General features: G+C 70.7%; 18 protein-coding genes and 2 pseudogenes. 10 read left to right on the forward strand and 10 right to left on the reverse strand.

The window, feature by feature from the left end; translation table 11 throughout:
* Positions 1–23 precede the first annotated feature (23 nt).
* Genes ACWY4P_RS05295 through ACWY4P_RS05305 form a run of 3 tightly spaced genes read right to left on the reverse strand, consistent with a single transcriptional unit; the run spans position 24 to position 3,330 of the window.
* The gene (locus ACWY4P_RS05295) at positions 24–1,097 is read right to left on the reverse strand and encodes a threonine aldolase family protein (RefSeq protein WP_456208957.1); all 1,074 of its coding nucleotides are present in this window, start codon (positions 1,095–1,097) and stop codon (positions 24–26) included.
* A complete protein-coding gene (locus ACWY4P_RS05300) occupies positions 1,094–1,879 on the reverse strand; it encodes an SDR family NAD(P)-dependent oxidoreductase (RefSeq protein ID WP_456208958.1) in 786 nt (261 codons plus the stop codon). Before ACWY4P_RS05300 ends, ACWY4P_RS05295 begins: the two co-directional genes overlap by 4 nt.
* A gap of 44 nt (positions 1,880–1,923) precedes the next feature.
* Complete coding sequence (locus ACWY4P_RS05305; RefSeq protein WP_456208959.1) at positions 1,924–3,330, reverse strand: DUF6421 family protein; 1,407 nt, start codon at positions 3,328–3,330, stop codon at positions 1,924–1,926.
* A 262-nt stretch (positions 3,331–3,592) separates the two neighbouring features.
* Here ACWY4P_RS05305 and ACWY4P_RS05310 point away from each other — a divergent pair, with 262 nt between their 5' ends.
* Positions 3,593–4,276, forward strand: a complete 684-nt coding sequence (locus ACWY4P_RS05310; RefSeq protein WP_456208960.1) for a glycerophosphodiester phosphodiesterase — start codon at positions 3,593–3,595, stop codon at positions 4,274–4,276.
* 72 nt (positions 4,277–4,348) lie between these two features.
* On the opposite strand, the gene ACWY4P_RS05315 is transcribed toward ACWY4P_RS05310, so the two are convergent.
* Positions 4,349–4,903 carry a GNAT family N-acetyltransferase gene (locus tag ACWY4P_RS05315; RefSeq protein ID WP_456208961.1) on the reverse strand — a complete coding sequence of 185 codons (555 nt, stop codon included), beginning with the start codon at positions 4,901–4,903 and terminating at the stop codon, positions 4,349–4,351.
* Between the two features lie 88 nt (positions 4,904–4,991).
* Here ACWY4P_RS05315 and ACWY4P_RS05320 point away from each other — a divergent pair, with 88 nt between their 5' ends.
* Positions 4,992–5,384, forward strand: coding sequence for a VOC family protein (locus ACWY4P_RS05320; protein ID WP_456208962.1), 393 nt, complete (start codon positions 4,992–4,994; stop codon positions 5,382–5,384).
* Between the two features lie 119 nt (positions 5,385–5,503).
* On the forward strand, positions 5,504–6,106 hold the full coding sequence (locus tag ACWY4P_RS05325) for a GNAT family N-acetyltransferase (RefSeq protein WP_456208963.1): 603 nt from the start codon (positions 5,504–5,506) through the stop codon (positions 6,104–6,106).
* A 552-nt stretch (positions 6,107–6,658) separates the two neighbouring features.
* On the opposite strand, the gene ACWY4P_RS05330 is transcribed toward ACWY4P_RS05325, so the two are convergent.
* A complete protein-coding gene (locus ACWY4P_RS05330; RefSeq protein WP_456208964.1) occupies positions 6,659–7,273 on the reverse strand; it encodes a TetR/AcrR family transcriptional regulator in 615 nt (204 codons plus the stop codon).
* Between the two features lie 73 nt (positions 7,274–7,346).
* Between ACWY4P_RS05330 and ACWY4P_RS05335 the strand changes: the two genes are divergently transcribed.
* Both ACWY4P_RS05335 and ACWY4P_RS05340 read left to right on the forward strand, forming a co-directional pair.
* Positions 7,347–8,141 carry an MBL fold metallo-hydrolase gene (locus ACWY4P_RS05335; protein ID WP_456208965.1) on the forward strand — a complete coding sequence of 265 codons (795 nt, stop codon included), beginning with the start codon at positions 7,347–7,349 and terminating at the stop codon, positions 8,139–8,141.
* A gap of 29 nt (positions 8,142–8,170) precedes the next feature.
* On the forward strand, positions 8,171–8,566 hold the full coding sequence (locus tag ACWY4P_RS05340) for a VOC family protein (RefSeq protein ID WP_456208966.1): 396 nt from the start codon (positions 8,171–8,173) through the stop codon (positions 8,564–8,566).
* A gap of 168 nt (positions 8,567–8,734) precedes the next feature.
* Here the strand turns inward: ACWY4P_RS05340 and ACWY4P_RS05345 are convergent, their stop codons facing one another.
* Together ACWY4P_RS05345 and ACWY4P_RS05350 are read right to left on the reverse strand one after the other, a co-directional pair.
* Positions 8,735–9,082: a peptidoglycan-binding domain-containing protein gene (locus ACWY4P_RS05345; protein ID WP_456208967.1), complete on the reverse strand. Its 348-nt coding sequence runs from the start codon at positions 9,080–9,082 to the stop codon at positions 8,735–8,737.
* Between the two features lie 207 nt (positions 9,083–9,289).
* Entirely contained in the window at positions 9,290–10,249 is a 960-nt protein-coding gene (locus ACWY4P_RS05350; RefSeq protein WP_456208968.1) for an SDR family NAD(P)-dependent oxidoreductase, read from the reverse strand.
* A 158-nt stretch (positions 10,250–10,407) separates the two neighbouring features.
* Between ACWY4P_RS05350 and ACWY4P_RS05355 the strand changes: the two genes are divergently transcribed.
* Positions 10,408–11,052: a DUF5134 domain-containing protein gene (locus tag ACWY4P_RS05355; RefSeq protein ID WP_456208969.1), complete on the forward strand. Its 645-nt coding sequence runs from the start codon at positions 10,408–10,410 to the stop codon at positions 11,050–11,052.
* A gap of 449 nt (positions 11,053–11,501) precedes the next feature.
* A complete protein-coding gene (locus tag ACWY4P_RS05360; protein WP_456208970.1) occupies positions 11,502–12,023 on the forward strand; it encodes a hypothetical protein in 522 nt (173 codons plus the stop codon).
* A 15-nt stretch (positions 12,024–12,038) separates the two neighbouring features.
* On the opposite strand, the pseudogene ACWY4P_RS05365 reads toward ACWY4P_RS05360, so the two are convergent.
* Positions 12,039–12,709: pseudogene (locus ACWY4P_RS05365) on the reverse strand (IS110 family transposase); the annotation flags it as partial.
* Between the two features lie 283 nt (positions 12,710–12,992).
* A pseudogene (locus ACWY4P_RS05370) lies at positions 12,993–13,145 on the reverse strand (transcriptional regulator); the annotation flags it as partial.
* Between ACWY4P_RS05370 and ACWY4P_RS05375 the strand changes: the two are divergent.
* On the forward strand, positions 13,144–13,764 hold the full coding sequence (locus ACWY4P_RS05375; protein WP_456208971.1) for an alcohol dehydrogenase catalytic domain-containing protein: 621 nt from the start codon (positions 13,144–13,146) through the stop codon (positions 13,762–13,764). The pseudogene ACWY4P_RS05370 and the gene ACWY4P_RS05375 sit on opposite strands and share 2 nt — an antisense overlap.
* Here the strand turns inward: ACWY4P_RS05375 and ACWY4P_RS05380 are convergent.
* Complete coding sequence (locus ACWY4P_RS05380; protein WP_456208972.1) at positions 13,683–14,579, reverse strand: helix-turn-helix transcriptional regulator; 897 nt, start codon at positions 14,577–14,579, stop codon at positions 13,683–13,685. The genes ACWY4P_RS05375 and ACWY4P_RS05380 overlap by 82 nt on opposite strands.
* Before the next feature lie 233 nt (positions 14,580–14,812).
* Between ACWY4P_RS05380 and ACWY4P_RS05385 the strand changes: the two genes are divergently transcribed.
* Positions 14,813–15,133, forward strand: coding sequence for a carboxymuconolactone decarboxylase family protein (locus ACWY4P_RS05385; protein ID WP_456208973.1), 321 nt, complete (start codon positions 14,813–14,815; stop codon positions 15,131–15,133).
* 76 nt (positions 15,134–15,209) lie between these two features.
* Positions 15,210–15,623, forward strand: coding sequence for a (R)-mandelonitrile lyase (locus tag ACWY4P_RS05390; RefSeq protein ID WP_456208974.1), 414 nt, complete (start codon positions 15,210–15,212; stop codon positions 15,621–15,623).

Genomic DNA, 15,623 nt, shown 5'->3' on the forward strand with positions numbered 1-15,623 from the left:
GCCGGACAGGGCCCGGGAAGGCACTACACCTTGCCCGTCTCCTCCCGGAGCGCGGCGACGAAGCCGTCGACGTCCTCCTGTGTCGTGTCGAAGGAGCACATCCACCGCACATCGCCCGCCGCCTCGTCCCAGAAGTAGAAGCGGTAGCGCTTCCGCAGGCGTTCGGCCACATCGTGCGGCAGCCGGGCGAAGACGGCGTTGGCCTGGACCGGGTGGAGGATCTCCACCCCCTCGACCGTACGGACCCCCTCGGCCAGCCGCTGGGCCATCGCGTTGGCGTGGCGGGCGTTGCGCAGCCACAGGTCGCGGGCGAGCAGCGCCTCCAGCTGTACGGAGACGAACCGCATCTTGGACGCCAGCTGCATGGACAGCTTGCGCAGGTGCTTCATGCCGCGGACGGCGTCCGGGTCGAGGACCACCACGGCCTCGCCGAAGAGCATGCCGTTCTTGGTGCCGCCGAAGGACAGCACGTCCACGCCCACCACATTGGTGAAGGCGCGCATCGGCACATCCAGGGACGCGGCCGCGTTCGCTATCCGGGCCCCGTCGAGGTGGACCTTCATGCCGCGCTCGTGGGCGTGGTCGCAGATGGCGCGGATCTCGTCCACGGTGTAGACGGTGCCCAGCTCGGTGTTCTGGGCGAGGGAGACGACCTGGGGCATGGCCCGGTGCTCGTCGTCCCAGCCGTACGCCTCGCGGTCGATGAGCTCGGGGGTGAGCTTGCCGTCCTCGGTGGGCACGGTGAGCAGCTTCAGCCCGCCCACGCGCTCGGGAGCGCCGCACTCGTCGACGTGGATGTGCGCGGTGTCGGCCGTGATGACCGCGCCCCAGCGGTCGGTGAGCGCCTGGAGGGCGACCACATTGGCACCGGTGCCGTTGAAGACCGGGAAGGTCTGCGCCGTGGCCCCGAAATGGCTGCGCATCACCCGCTGCAGATGCTCGGTGTACTCGTCCTCGCCGTAGGCGACCTGGTGGCCGCCGTTGGCGAGGGCGAGCGCGGCGAGGATCTCCGGATGGGCTCCCGCGTAGTTGTCGCTGGCGAATCCGCGCAGATCGGGGTCGTGGTGGCGGCGGGCGTCGGTACGCCCTGGGTTCACGGCTTGGGGGTCAGCCACAGACGGGTTCCGTTCACTTCCCGGGCGGGCCGGTCCCAGAGTCCGGCGATGGCCTCGGCCAGCTCCTTGACATCCGTGAAGCCCGCGAACTTCGCGTTGGGGCGCTCCGCTCGCATGGCGTCGTGCACCAGCGCCTTGACCACCAGGATGACAGCGGCCGCGGCCGGGCCGCCCTCGTCCCCCAGCTTCCGGAAGGAGTCGGCGAGCGCGAGGGTCCAGGCCTCGGCGGCGGCCTTGGCGGCGGCGTACGCGGCGTTCCCGGCGGTGGGCTGGGAGGCGCCCGCCGCGCTGATCAGGACATAGCGCCCCTTGCCGCTGCGCAGCAGGGCGTCGTGGAAGGCGAGCGAGGTGTGCTGGGCGGTCCTGATCAGCAGGTTGTGCAGGGTGTCCCAGTCGGCGAGCGGGGCGTCGGCGAAGGTCTTGCTGCCGCGCCAGCCGCCGACCAGGTGCACCAGGCCGTCCACCCGGCCGAACTCCTTCTCGGTGCGGTCAGCCCATTCGCGGGCCGCGCGCAGGTCGAGCAGGTCGACGGTGTCGCCGGTGACGGTGGCCCCGCCATGGGCGTAGCGGGCGGCGTCCACGGCTTCGGCCAGCCGGGCGGGGTCCGCGTCGGAAGCGATGACGGTGGCCCCGGCCTCGGCGAGGCGGAGCAGCACGGCGCGGCCCGCGGGGCCCGCCGCGCCGGCCACCGCGACCACGGCTCCGTCCAGGGGCCCCTTGCCGTTCGGCTCGTTCGGCGTGGGGCTCGACGTCAGTGTGGTCATGGTCGTGGCCTCCTCGTGCCCTCCGCTCACCCCGGCCACCGGCTTCACGCCGCCGCCCGTACGTCGCTGTCGGCCGTGATGCCCCTGGTGGAGGCGACCACGTCGCGCAGCTTCTTGGCGAGCGCCTCGTAGAACATGCTGAGCGGGAACTCGTCGGGGAGCACGTCGTCCACCAGCTTGCGCGGCGGCTGGGTGAGGTCAAGGGCGTCGGGGCCCTTGGCCCACACCGAGCCGGGGTGCGGGGCCAGGTAGGACGACACCAGCTCATACGCCTTGAACCAGTGGACGAGCTTGGGGCGGTCGATGCCGTCGCGGTACAGCTTCTCGATCTCGGCGCACAGCTGGTTGGTGACCTGCGGGGCGCGGACCCAGTCGATGTGCAGGGTGTTGTCCGTCCAGCGTACGACGTCGTGCTGGTGCAGGTAGGCGAAGAGCAGCTGGCCGCCGAGCCCGTCGTAGTTGCGTACGCGGTCGCCGGTGACGGGGAACCGGAACATCCGGTCGAAGATCACGGCGTACTGGACGTCGCGGGCCTGCGCGATCCCCTCGGCCTCCAGCTTCACGGCCTCCTTGAAGGCGGTGAGGTCACAGCGCAGCTCCTCCAGGCCGTACATCCAGAACGGCTGGCGCTGCTTGATCATGAACGGGTCGAAGGGCAGGTCGCCATGGCTGTGGGTGCGGTCGTGGACCATGTCCCACAGGGCGAACGCCTCCTGGCAGCGCCGCTGGTCGGCGAGCATGCCCTGGACGTCCTCGGGGAGTTCGACGCGCAGCGCCTGGACGGCGGCCTCGCTCACCCGCCGGAAGCGGGCGGCCTCGCGGTCGCAGAAGATCCCTCCCCAGCTGAAGCGCTCCGGGACCTCGCGGACGGCGATGGTCTCGGGGAAGAGCACCGCGGAGTTGGTGTCGTAGCCAGAGGTGAAGTCCTCGAAGGCCAGGCCGATGTAGAGCGGGTTGTCGTAGCGGGTGCGCTCGAGCTCGGCCAGCCACTCGGGCCACACCACGCGCACCACGAGCGCCTCGAGGTTGCGGTCCGGGTTGCCGTTCTGCGTGTACATCGGGAAGACGACCAGGTGCTGGAGGCCGTCGGCGCGCCCGCGGGCGGGCTGGAAGGCGAGCAGCGAGTCGAGGAAGTCCGGCACCCCGAAGCCGCCCTCGGCCCAGCGGCGCAGGTCGGCGACGAGCGCCCGGTGGTACGCGGCGTCGTGCGGCAGCAGCGGGGCCAGCTCCTCGACCGCCCGCACGACCCGGTCGACGGCGGCCCGGGCCCTGACGCGGGGTGGAGCGCCGTCGGCCTCGAAGTCGATCGAGCCGTCCTTGGACTGCCAGGGCCTGATGGTCTCCACGGCGTCCTTCAGCGCGGGCCAGGACGGGTGCTCTACTACGCAATCCATACGCTCCGCAGGCAGAATGACACCCTCCGCCACCACAGACGAAAGAATTTCCGCCATAGCCACACCTCCACCGAAGAAACTCGCGTAAAGACACCGTATCCATCGATGGTTCTCCGGCTCAAGTGGGGCCACCGGAAATTATCCTGCACCACCCCCTTCGCGCCGATGTTTTTCCTGCGATACACGCCCCCGTAGCCGCCCCGCGCCCATGCCGCGGCCCCGTCTTAACCCCCGCGTCGCGGTTGGCCGTTACGCTGAGCGCCGGTCCGGGCAGCCGCCTCAGCACGACCAGCAGAGCCGACAGAAGAGCGAGACACCGTTGACCTTTCTCACCATCGGACACCGCGGAGTGATGGGCGTCGAGCCGGAGAACACCCTCCGGTCCTTCCTCCGGGCCGAGCATGAGGGCCTGGACGTCATCGAACTGGACCTGCACCTGAGCAAGGACGGCGCGCTCGTGGTGATGCACGACGCCGACGTGGACCGCACGACCGACGGCCAGGGGCCCATCAGCGACTTCACCCTCGCCGAGCTGCACGAGCTCGACGCCGGGCAGGGCGAGCGCATCCCGGTCTTCGAGGAGGTCGTGGACGCCGTGCGGGCGCCCCTCCAGGCGGAGATCAAGGACACCGCGGCCGCACGGGCGCTCGCCGAGGTGATCACCCGCCGCAACCTGCTGGACCGCGTGGACGTGCTCTCCTTCCACGACGAGGCCCTTGCCGAGATCCGTACCCTCCTGCCGACCGCCCGCACCGCGCTCGTCGCCAGCCGCTACGGCCTCGATGTGATCGACCGGGCACGGGCGGTCGACGCCGGGATGCTGGTCCTCAACATCCGCCGGCTCACCCTCGAGCTCGTACAGCGCGCCCACGCGGCCGGCCTCAAGGTCATCGGCTGGACGGTGAACACCCCGGACCACCTGAAGCTCGCCCGCGGCCTCGGCCTGGACGGCGGCACCACCGACTACCCGGAGATCAGGCGAGCGGCCCGCTACACGGCGTGACCGGGCCCATTCCCATTCAGGCGGGCGCCGCCCCCGGCGGCATGACCACGCCCGCTCCCGTCCGGACGAACCTCACCCCAGCGGCTTGACCAGCAGCTCGAACTCGAGACCGGCGCGGCGCGGGATGCCGAAGCGCTCGTCCCCGTACGGGAACGGCGTCATCTCCCCCGTGCGGGCGTAGCCGCGCCGCTCGTACCACGCGATCAGCTCCTCACGGGCCGAGATCACCGTCATGCGCATCTCCCGCGCACCCCACTCGGCCCGCACCCACCGCTCCGCCTCGGCGATGATCACCTTGCCGAGCCCGTCGCCCTGCAGCGCGGGCCGCACCGCGAACATCCCGAAGTAGGCATGGTCACCGCGGTGCTCCAGCTGACAGCAGGCCACCAGCTCGCCACCCTGCTCGACCACCAGCATCCGGCCGTTCTCGCCCTTCACCACGGCCGCGACCCCCTCGGAGTCGGTGCGCTGCCCGCCCAGGATGTCGGCCTCCGTCGTCCAGCCCGCCCTGCTGGAGTCCCCCCGATAGGCCGACTCGAGCAGCGCGACCAGCCCCGGCACATCAGCCTCGGTCGCGGCCCGGAAGGTCGGCTCGGCGGTGGGCCGGGCGGCGTCCACGATCTCCATGACGTCGGATGTCCTTTCCCTGCGATATGCGGCACCGTCCTGCGACGGCAGTCGACCCTAACTCGCCCCCGATGCGTAAGGTCACGTCATGGTGCATGTACTGAGCAGCCGCACCCTGCTGCGGCCAACCGACCCCGAACGCTCCCGTGCCTTCTACGGCGAGGCCCTCGGCCTCGCCGTCTACCGGGAATTCGGCGAAGGCCCCGAGCGCGGGACGGTCTACTTCCTCGGCGGCGGTTTCCTCGAACTCTCCGGCCGCTCCGACACCCCTCCGGCTCCGGGCCTCCAGCTGTGGCTGCAGGTCGCCGACGTCGAAGCGGCCCACGAGGAACTCACGGCGCGCGGTGTCGAGGTGCTGCGCCCACCGGTGAAGGAGCCCTGGGGGCTGATCGAGATGTGGATCACCGACCCGGACGGCGTACGGATCGCGGTCGTGGAGATTCCGGAGGAGCACCCCCTGCGCTACCGGCCGGGGATCTAGGACCGGGACGGGGCCGGCCGGCGCTCACGTCAGGCTCCCGCCTCGTAGCCGCCTCCGGGACCCCTCCCGCATCGGGGGCGACAGGTGTCGTGTCCACCACAGCCACGTATTCTCGGCCGATGGACAACATCGCCGCGCAGTTGGAAGCGGAGGCCACCCCATCGGCGCCCGCCCTCGTCCTGCGCCCCTGGGGCCCGGCGGACGCCGCCGACCTCGTCGAGCTGTGCCAGGACCGCGCCCTGCGCCGCTGGACGAATGCGGCCGTGGACGACGAGGCGGGCGCGGCACGATGGATCCAGGAACAGCAGCGGGGACGGGAGGCGGGGGACCGCTTCAGTTTCGCCGTTGTCGAAACCCAAAGCACCGTGTCCGAGGGGCGGTTGGCGGGCCATGTGGTGCTCAAGAACGTCACGTCCGGCGCGCCCTCGGCCGAGGTCGGTTACTGGACCGCGGCGCACGCGCGCGGCCGGGGAGTGGCTCCCCGTGCGCTGCGGGCGTTGACCGACTGGGCCTTCACCACGTTCGCCGGTGACGGACTGACGCGTCTTGAGCTGCTGCATCAAGTGGACAACGTGGCGTCATGCCGCGTCGCGCACAAGAGCGGGTACGAACTGGCCACGCTGCTGCCGGCGGCACCGCCCGCGTTCCCCCTCGACGGCCATGTGCACGCACGGTCTCGGCCAGCGCAGGTAACCGCGTTCGTCGACGCGACGCGTCGGTGAGCCCAGGAAGATGTCCGGGGCGGCGGGACCGTACGCGACATTGAGGGTGTCGAGCCGGTAATGCCACTCCCCGCCGCAGAGGCCGACGAACCGGTGGTTGATCTGCCACCGCAGCCACTGCCCGGGGGCGAGCCGCACCGAGGGCGGGCGGCGGTGACGGCGCGGCATGCCGAACATCGACACCTGGGGCGGACGGACCCGCAGGAGGCCCCCGTCCTCCTGGAGCGCCACTCCGGGGTCCGGCAGCTCCCGTACGGACGCGCGGGGCTCGAAGGAATCCGCCTCCCGCATCGCGACCTCGTGCACGGACGACGCCAGACCCGGCGGCAGCGGGAACGCGACGGGGGTCGCGTTCCGCCGCGCGGCTTCGGGGCCGCCACGGGAGGACTTGGTCCACTCGGTGCGCACCCACTGAACGACGGCATCCACGACGCCGATCATCGGACACGGGCTCGCTCCGCCGCCACCGGCTTTCCACCACACGTTCCCACGGTGCTGCGAATCCGCGGGAGGATGCCCCTTGCACAGCGGCCCGTACGGCGCAGGAGGCCGTCATAGTGGCGTTCGCATGGTGACCTGGCCGATGACGGCACGCATGAGACGTCGTGCGCGCGCTGCCGCCGTGTCGTCGCCGAGCAGCTGAATCTCCTGATTGGCGGACATGGCGATTCCCGTCAGAAGTGGCAAGAGATCTTCGACATCGAGCGCCGTGCTGATGTCGCCCGCAGCCTGAGCGACCACGATCTGCTCACGCAGGAAGTCCTGCCAGCGGGTCACCCTCTCCTGGAGATAGGTCCGCAACTCGCCCGGTTGCCCGTCCAGCTCGCAGGACGAGGCCGTGACGAAACAGCCGTTCGGGAACGGGCTGTGGGCGAGGTAGCCGCACCACGTATCGATCACCGTGTGCAGGCGGGGCAGGCCCGGATCGGCCGTCAGGCTCGGCGCCACGACGGCTTTGGTGAACATGTCCACCGCCTTGGTCAGGACGGCGAGCTGCAGGTTGGCCCGGGAGCCGAAGGGGCCGACGACCCCGGCTTTGCTCATGCCGAGCGCTTCAGCCAGCGATCCGATGGTCAGTCCGGAGAGTCCCGCACTGGAGGCGTGCGACACGGCGGTGCTGACGATGCGTTCGCGGGTTCGCTGGGCATCACTGGCGGATTTCCTCATGCCCGGAGTTTAGCGAACGGCCGTATGCTAACTTTTGCCGAACGATCGTACGGCAAGACGGGGGTGGACACACATGCGTATCCGGTGGCTGGGGTGGGCCGGAGTGGAACTCGAGGCGCAGGGCGAGAGTTTGGTCATCGACCTGCTCGGCCGGCCCGAGGGGGTCCTGGAGGGAACCCCGCTCTCGGCCCCCCTGCCGAGGGTCACCCCTCCACACGCGGAGGGGGACGTGCTCGCGGGGCTCTGCACGCACCTGCACCGAGACCACACCGATGCAGCCGCGCTCGCCCGGACCCTGCGCCCCGAAGGAAGGGTTCTGCACCCCCAGTCCTTCGGTGGCGACGACCACGAGAACCTATGGACACTCAAGGCCGACGGCGAGCTCACCCAGTGGAATCTGCCCCGTCAGTCGGTGGGGCTGTGGGAGACGACCACGATCGGACCGTTCACCATCGCGGCCGTTCCGGCGGTCGACGCGCTCGGAGATCCTCAGGTGTCCTGGGCGGTCGAGGCGGGAGGCAAGCGCGTGATCCACCTGGGCGACAGCATGTTCCACGGCTACTGGTGGCGCGCGGCCCACCGGTTCGGCCCGTTCGACGCCGTACTGACCCCCATCAACGGACCGGCCGTGTGCTTTCCGCACTGCCAGCCGGCGAGCCCCTATCCGGCCTCGCTCGACGCCGAGCACGCGGCCGTGGCCGCGCGATTGCTGGGAGCGAGGATCGCGGTGCCGATCCATTACGACGGCTTCCACATCGACGGCTTCTACACCACTCAGCCCGATGAACTGTCCCGTTTTCTCGACGCGGCCTCTGCCGAGGCGTACGAGATCCTCACTCCCCGGCAGGGCGAAGACGTGATCATCTAAGAAACCATCCCGCACTATCTGGGAGAGTCATGACAAGTAGGTTCACCGAGTTGGTCGTTGACTGCCACGATCCGGAGAGGCTCGCGGCCTTCTGGTGCGAGGTCCTGGACTTCAAGGTGATCGACCGGAGCGAGGGCAAGGTCGAGATCGGCTCCTGGGTGCCGACCGTCGAGGAGGTCCGGGCCCGCCAGATGCCGCCCACCCTGCTGTTCATCCAGGTGCCCGAGGGCAAGACCGTGAAGAACCGGCTTCACCTCGACGTCAGCCCCATCGACGGCAGCACCGAGGACGAGGTGACCAGATTGCTCGGCCTCGGCGCCACCAAGACGGACGTGGGCCAGGGCTCAGACCGAAACTGGGTGGTCATGGCAGACCCCGAGGGCAACGAGTTCTGCGTCCTGCGCACCCTGGCACCGCAGAACTAGGCCGTGTTATGGCTCGGACATGACGGAGGCGGAATGTCGCCTGCTCATGCCCGCCTACCTCGTGGTTGCCATGGTCGCGTTCATGGTGTGCCGACGTACGAGAAGGCGCACGGGAAGACGGGCCCCCGCAAGTGGGCCCGTCTTCTCACATATACGCCCGCGCCGGGCTCAGTCGATGCACCGCCATGTCTTGGGGCCGATGATGCCGTCGTCGTCGATGTTGCACTCGTGCTGAAGCGACACGGTCGCGTCGTAGGTCTCCTGGCCGAAGATGCCGTCTATCGCGACATGGCGTCCCCATTTGCCGAGCTTGCACTGGGCATGGCGCACCGCGTTCCCCGTGCTGCCCCACCGTATGGTGGGGTGATTCTGGCTCCAGCCCTCGGAGCAGTAGTCCGCCGCACTCGTGGACGCTGCTGCCGTGACCGCTTGAGCCGCAGCCGGGCTCACCACGGCACCAAGCGCGGCCAGGGGCAGGGCGGAGAGCGCCACGGCGACCCTCCGGGTGATGGTCATGGTTTCTCCTGGGACTCGTCGTGCTCAGGATGCCGGACGGTGTCGCAGTGGCGGTGCGGGAGCCGCGGGCCCGTATTCCTGGGCCATCCGGCTCCCTGCGTCGACGAGGTCATCCGACAATCGGCAAACTATCCACCCGTCGCAACAGTGTCGTTAGCAGTGAGCGCCAGCCCTTTGGCTCTGCGCGCCAACCGGCCGTCGCAGGTGCTACGCATACGAATCCAGCCCCGTGAGTTCGCTGGACAGCTCCCAGAGCCGGGCGGCCGCGGCGGGGTCCACGGCCCAGGGCTTGACCCCGCCGGTCAGCATGTCGTCCGTCGTGGCGGGCTCGGCGATGTCGCAGTCCTGGCAGTAGGCCCCGCCGTGGCCGTCCAGCAGGGGCGAGGTGGCGGCCCACACGGCCGTCGCCGCGCCTTGGGCCGGGGTCTTGAAGCCGTCCGCGGGCCTGCCGTCGGCGGTGATCCAGCCTTGGGCGATCTGCTCGTCGCGGGGGATGTGCCGTTGGAGGGGGGTGAGGATGCTGCCCGGGTGGAGGGCGAAGGCGTGCACTCCGCTGTCCGCGCCCAGCGTGTCGAGGTGCAGGGCGAAGAGGGCGTTCGCGGTCTTGGACTGGGCGTAGGCCAGCCACCGGTCGTAGCCCGCGCGGAAGTGGAGGTCGTCCCAGCGGATGCCGGAGAGGAAGTGGCCCGACGAGGCCACGGACACCACCCGCGCCCCGCCGGGGGCCAGCGCCGGGCGGAGTCGGTTGACGAGGGCGAAGTGGCCCAGGTGGTTGATCGCGAAGTGCGCCTCCCAGCCGGCGGGGCCGACGCGGGTCTCGGGGCAGGCCATGACGCCCGCGTTGTTGATGAGGATGTCCAGGGCGCGGCCGGTCTCCAGGAAGCGGTCGGCGAAGGCCCGTACGCTCTCCAGGTCGGACAGCTCCAGCTCCCGCACCTCCGTCCCCGCGATGCCGCGCAGGGCCTCCTCTGCCGTGGCCGGCCTGCGTGCCGGGACGACGACGTGGGCGCCGGCCCGGGCGAGGGCCCGGGTGGTCTCCAGGCCGAGGCCGGAGTAGCCGCCGGTGACCAGGGCGGTCCTGCCCGACAGGTCGATACCGGTGAGTACGTCGTCCGCCGTGCTGTGCGCGCCGAAGCCGCTGCCGATCTTGTGTTGCTCGGTCGTCATGTCCCGGGACGCTAGGACTTGGAGTGCGCGCAAGGTCAAGATCGCGGCTTCGGGCCCGGACACATGGATCGCGCTCCCCCGTTGCCCCCGTGCGCTCCCGTGTGCCGGGCGCTCGCTGGGCAGCCTCCGGGGGATCCGTCCGCCCCGGGAGGTGCGCCGTGCACGGACCGCCGCTCGCCGGCTGGCTGCTGGTCGCGCTGTGCGCGGCCACCGGGTCGTACTGCCTGCTGCGGATGCGCGGCGAGCCGCCCGGCCGGATGCGGCGGGCCGCGGGGGCCGAGGCGCTGATGGGGTGGGGGATGGCGGTGATGGCGGTGCCCGCCGCGGTGCTGGATCCCCGGCCGTGGGGCCCTCCCCTCCTCGCGGCGGTGTTCGCCGTGGCGGCCGTATGGGCGCTGCTGCCCGCGCGGCGCGGCGGCAGGGCGCTGGGGCATCATCTGCACCATGCGGTCGGGGCGTTGGCGATGGTCTACATGGCGCTCGCGATGGCGGTGGACGCCCCGGCGGGGGGCCACGGCCACGCCGGACATGCGGCGCAGGGGCGGATGCCGGGCGGGGTGCCGCCGCTCACGGGTGTACTGCTCGTGTACTTCGCGGTGTATGTGGTGTGGTCGGCGACGCGGCTGGCACCGGCCGGGGCGGACGGCGGGTCCGGCGGTGGTGCGTCCGGCGGGGCGTCCGGCGGCGCGGGCAGCCGGGCGGGCGGCGTCGGTGACCTCGCCTGGTCGCGGCGGCCCGAATTGGCGGACGCGTGCAGGCTGTCCATGGGGATCGGGATGCTGGCCATGCTGCTGACGCTCTGAGCGGGAGGGTCAACACCAGGGGCATTGCTCTCCCATCTCCCCTGGGGTGCACCTGGGGGTAAGCAGAGCCCGGGTCGGCCGTCAGACATGAGTGCCCCTCGCCGACGGGGGATGCGGCGAGGGGCTGCCTCCAGTGTGGCACGGAACAAGCTCCGAAGCGCCCGATCCGGGCGACACACATCACATATATCTACAAACGGAGTCCCGATCACCTCAACGGCCTCCCTGGCCGGCAGCTTCGGGCCGAGAGTGGACCTTCACGGGCGGAGCAAGATCCCCTACGCCCTCTCCCCCGCGACTCCTCGCACCGGACGCCCTCGACCGCCGGTTGGGGGTAGACGCCTCATGAGGCTAAGCCGTCAACCTCATGAGGCTAAGCCGTCAAACGGAGACCGGTCCCTGGCGGTAATCGGCTACTCGCCGCGGATACAGCCTGCGAGGCTGTGGAGGTGACTGAGACGACCCCTTACGACGCCGACCGTGCCCGATTCACCCGCCAGGCGCTGGCACGCCTGGTCCTCTGCGATCACGCCGTGGACGTTGCGGATGGCGCCGCCGGCCTGGTCGCCACCGAGAACGACCCTGACACCGGTCCCGGGGGCCGGGTAAGCCAGGCATTCCAGCTCATCGAGCTCGCAGAGCGCGCTCTGGCCTCGGCCGTGATCTACGAACGCGAACGGGGCAGTTCCTGGGCGGAGATCGCCCAGTACCTGGGAATCGGTCCAGCGGAAGCGGAAGAGCGTTTTGCCGCGTACCTGGACGGCTGGAACACGGCCTTCGACGTTCCCTACCGCCTTGACGAAACCGGCCGCAAGCGCATACCGCAGCTGCCCACGGCGGCGTACGACCCCGCCTGGGCCTGCGAGAAGCTCGACCGTTGGGCCTCCCTCCAGCGCATTGGGATCGACGCCGTGAGCTCCGGTTTGGTCATGGCCGCGCCGGAGGAAGAGTCCCCGTCAGTCACCCCGTAGCGGCGTTCGCTGGAAAAGCGGGTTGTTCTTCACGAAGCGCCGTCCGACGTACTTGCGTTTGCCCGAGGCCCGAGTGATCGGGGCCGCTCGACCGCCTTGGCAAGCTCGTCGACGGCCTTGCAGACTGCGTTCAGCTGGACCAGCAGGGCCTTGGCCTGGATGCCCATGGCCTCCTCCACCGCGGGCAGCCGGCGGGCGGCCTGCTGCCGGAACAGTGTGTGGATCCTTGTGCCGCCATGCCTCCAGAGCCGCCGGGTAGTACTCGCGCAGTAGCGAGCGGAGCTGGTTGGCGATCTGCTGCCGGTTCCGGACGGCGTCCTGGTGGGCGCGGGCGAGGACAGCGATGGTCTGGGCAAGGTCGCTGTCGGCGGGCAGGGGCCGGTGCATCGGCATGTCCGTGCGGATGATGTTCGCCAGCACCAGGGCGTCGCCGCGGTCAGACTTCTTGCGGGAGACGCCGTGCCGGTCGCGGTAGCGGGAGGCCGCCATCGGGTTGATCGCGAAGACCTGCCGGGCCCCAGTCCGCAGGGTAGCGACCAGCAGGCGCGGCTGGTCTCGATGGCCACCGGCATCGGCGTCTCGGGGCTGTCGCCGTGATCGGCCATCAGGTCCAGCAGCAGCTCGTAGCCGTCCAGATCATCGTTGACCAGGAACTTGGCCAACAGCTTGCCGCTGTTGTCGGTGATCGCGACGTCGTGGTGGGGTCGGCGGGGAGCGCGGTACTGGGATTCCTCCCAGCCCGTCTCTCCACGCCGCCCTCCCGAACCGGACGGGCGAGTTGGCCCCGCATCCGGCTCTCCACAAGCCCCGTTGAGCAGTTGCCTTCCTCAGATCGTGCTGGGCCGGGGCGACGGGAAAGTCGTTCCCCTGGGCCGGTATCGCGTGGTGACTACCGAGCCCGGGTTGAACAGGACGACTTCGCCGTCGTGCGGCCACCATCCGCCGTCGCAGTAGCGGCGACGGAGCTCTGATCGCGGCCAGGAGCGCCACCTCTTCACGCCTGAGGCCGGCCACACGCCGGCGCTGCCCGTCCTCGGGCAGCCCCGCCTCGGCAGGAGTGACCTCGGCACGCCGGGCTTTGAGAAACTCTCCCAGCTCGTTCAGACGCGGTTTGCGGCTCATGGCCTCCAGCATCGGACCCACGTGCCTGACAGCGACGCAGCCGATGGTGCGCCGCGGCGTCGCGTTCGTGTCCGACGCCGAGCCGCCCTACGTGCCCGGCACGGAGGCGGCAGGCGTCATCGAGCAGATCGGTCCGGGGGTGCAGAGCGATCTCAGCGTCGGGGACCGGGTCGTGGCGGTCGCCGTGGTCTCGGGAACGCACGGCGCCTACGCGGAGCACCTGGTCGTTCCCGCCGAGTCGGTCGTCCGTGCTCCCCGGGGCGCCAGCGACGCCGAGGCCGCCACGCCGGCGATGAACGGCCTGACCGCCCGGATGGCGCTGGACCCGCTCCAGCTGCCGGCGGGTGCGACCGTGGCGGTGACCGGGGCGGCCGGCGCGGTCGGCGGCTACGCCGTGCAGCTAGCCAAGGCGGACGGCCTGCGGGTGATCGCCGATGCCGCGCCGACCGGTGCCGGGATCGCACGGGGCGGGCGGCAGCGGCCGGAGCCACGTGAGGGCGCGGCAGACACGCCGTCGATGCCCTGGTGCTGCGGCGCTCATCCGTCCTGTTGGCTGCGGGATGTCGGCCTTCCGGTGGGCCGGTCGGCTTCGGTGGCGGCCCAGGCGGCCAGGAGCTGAAGGGTGTCGTGATCGGGTGTGCCGGGGGCGGCGCTGTAGGCGGTGAAGGTCAGGCCGGGCTGGGCGGGCAGTTCCATGGCGTCGAAGTCGAGGGTGATCACGCCGATGGCGGGGTGGCGGAAGGACTTGCGGCCGGTGTGGTGAAGGCGGACGTTGTGCTTGGCCCAGGCGGTGCGGAACTCCTCGCTGCGGGTGACGAGTTCGCCGATCAGGCCGGTCAGCTCACTGTCGTGCGGGGCGCGCCCGGCCTCGGTGCGCAGCAGGGCGACGGTGGTGTTCACGGACTCCTCCCAGCGTGGGAAGAAGTCCCGGCCCCCTGGCAGGAGGAACTGGGAGTGGGCGATGTTGGCCGTCTGCGCGCTCGGGTCGGGGAAGAGGGGCGCGTACAGGGCGCGGCCGAGGGTGTTGGTGGCGAGGATGTCCAGGCGGCCGTTGCGGATGAAGGCCGGCGAGTCGGTCATCGAGTGCAGCACGCGCAGGACGCTGTCCGGGAGCGGACCGCGGGCGCGCCGGGCGCGGCGCGCGGGGCGCTTGGCGGCAGCGCGGGCCAGGTCGAAGAGGTGGGCGCGTTCGGCGTCGTCCAATTGGAGGGCGCCCGCGACGGCGTCGAGGACTTCCTCGGAGGCGCCGGCGATGTGGCCGCGCTCCAGGCGGACGTAGTAGTCGCTGCTGACCCCGGCGAGCAGGGCGACCTCTTCGCGCCGCAGGCCGGGCACGCGCCGGTTGCCGCCGAAGGCGGGCAGCCCGGCCTGCTGCGGGGTGATCTTGGCGCGGCGGGAGGCCAGGAACTCGCGGATGTCGCTCTCGGTACTCACGCCTTCCAGGCTAGGCCGGACGGTCCCTATGTGGGGGGTTCTGTCAGTACCTGTAACAGCAGACCCTTCCTCACCACTATGAGCTGCGATTTCCTCGATACCGGCAGCCGCTGACGCCTTCGGAAGCGGCCCGGCCCACAGGGTGGGGCGGCTGCCGGGAGGCCGCCCCGCCTCACAGCGGGTCATGGCCGGTCCCCCTCGTTTCGATCAATTCGATCAAGGAGTCGCCCCTCATGCCGAAGCAGTCCGTACCCCCGGATTTGGCCGAGATCGCGCCGAAGCTCGTCGAGGTCACCAACGAGGTCCTCTTCGGTGACATCTGGGAGCGTCCCGGACTGTCGCCGCGCGACCGGAGTCTGGTGACGGTGACCGCATTGGCCGCCCTCTACCGCGGCGAGCAGCTCGGCTACCACCTGGGCGTCGCTCTCGACAACGGCCTGAGTGTGCAGGAGCTGTCCGAGGCGATCACGCACCTGGCCTTCTACGCGGGCTGGCCCAACGCCATGTCGGCGATCACCCAGCTGAAGAAGATCGCCGACGAGCGCAGCGCCTGACCGCCCGGCGCCGCCACCGGTACCGAACCCTTCCCTTCCGATCCGATCCGATCCAATCCGATCAAGGAAAGCTGTCGTGGAACACACCACTGAGACCCCCACCGCCAAGGCTCCGGCCGAGCGTTTCACCGGCGACGTCTACCTCAACCCGATCGAGACGCCCTCCGGCCCGGCCCGCCTGGCCTCCGCCCTGGTGCGTTTCACTCCCGGGGCCCGCACCAACTGGCACTCCCACGCCAAGGGCCAGGTCCTGTACATCACCGACGGCGTCGGCCTGGTCGGCACCCGCGACGGCCACGTGGTGCGCGTGAGCGCGGGCGGGACCGTGAAGTGCCCGGCGGGCGAGGAGCACTGGCACGGGGCCACCGACACCACCCTGATGGCCCACATCGCCATGGTCGTCGGCGACGAAAGCGGCGACGGCACCACCTGGCTGGAGCCGGTCACCGACGAGCAGTACACGGCAGCCCTCGCCACCGTCGGCCGCTGA

This window comes from Streptomyces sp. LZ34 (genome assembly GCF_053890475.1).

Excerpts from the sequence above, each read along its gene's own strand:
- ACWY4P_RS05315 (WP_456208961.1), bottom strand. The coding sequence starts at position 4,903 with ATGGAGATCGTGGACGCCGCCCGGCCCACCGCCGAGCCGACCTTCCGG.
- ACWY4P_RS05300 (WP_456208958.1), bottom strand. The coding sequence starts at position 1,879 with ATGACCACACTGACGTCGAGCCCCACGCCGAACGAGCCGAACGGCAAG.
- ACWY4P_RS05345 (WP_456208967.1), bottom strand. The coding sequence starts at position 9,082 with ATGACCATCACCCGGAGGGTCGCCGTGGCGCTCTCCGCCCTGCCCCTG.
- ACWY4P_RS05375 (WP_456208971.1), top strand. The coding sequence starts at position 13,144 with ATGGCCTCCAGCATCGGACCCACGTGCCTGACAGCGACGCAGCCGATG.
- ACWY4P_RS05385 (WP_456208973.1), top strand. The coding sequence starts at position 14,813 with ATGCCGAAGCAGTCCGTACCCCCGGATTTGGCCGAGATCGCGCCGAAG.
- ACWY4P_RS05320 (WP_456208962.1), top strand. The coding sequence starts at position 4,992 with ATGGTGCATGTACTGAGCAGCCGCACCCTGCTGCGGCCAACCGACCCC.
- ACWY4P_RS05325 (WP_456208963.1), top strand. The coding sequence starts at position 5,504 with ATGGACAACATCGCCGCGCAGTTGGAAGCGGAGGCCACCCCATCGGCG.
- ACWY4P_RS05330 (WP_456208964.1), bottom strand. The coding sequence starts at position 7,273 with ATGAGGAAATCCGCCAGTGATGCCCAGCGAACCCGCGAACGCATCGTC.
- ACWY4P_RS05350 (WP_456208968.1), bottom strand. The coding sequence starts at position 10,249 with ATGACGACCGAGCAACACAAGATCGGCAGCGGCTTCGGCGCGCACAGC.
- ACWY4P_RS05340 (WP_456208966.1), top strand. The coding sequence starts at position 8,171 with ATGACAAGTAGGTTCACCGAGTTGGTCGTTGACTGCCACGATCCGGAG.
- ACWY4P_RS05305 (WP_456208959.1), bottom strand. The coding sequence starts at position 3,330 with ATGGCGGAAATTCTTTCGTCTGTGGTGGCGGAGGGTGTCATTCTGCCT.
- ACWY4P_RS05335 (WP_456208965.1), top strand. The coding sequence starts at position 7,347 with ATGCGTATCCGGTGGCTGGGGTGGGCCGGAGTGGAACTCGAGGCGCAG.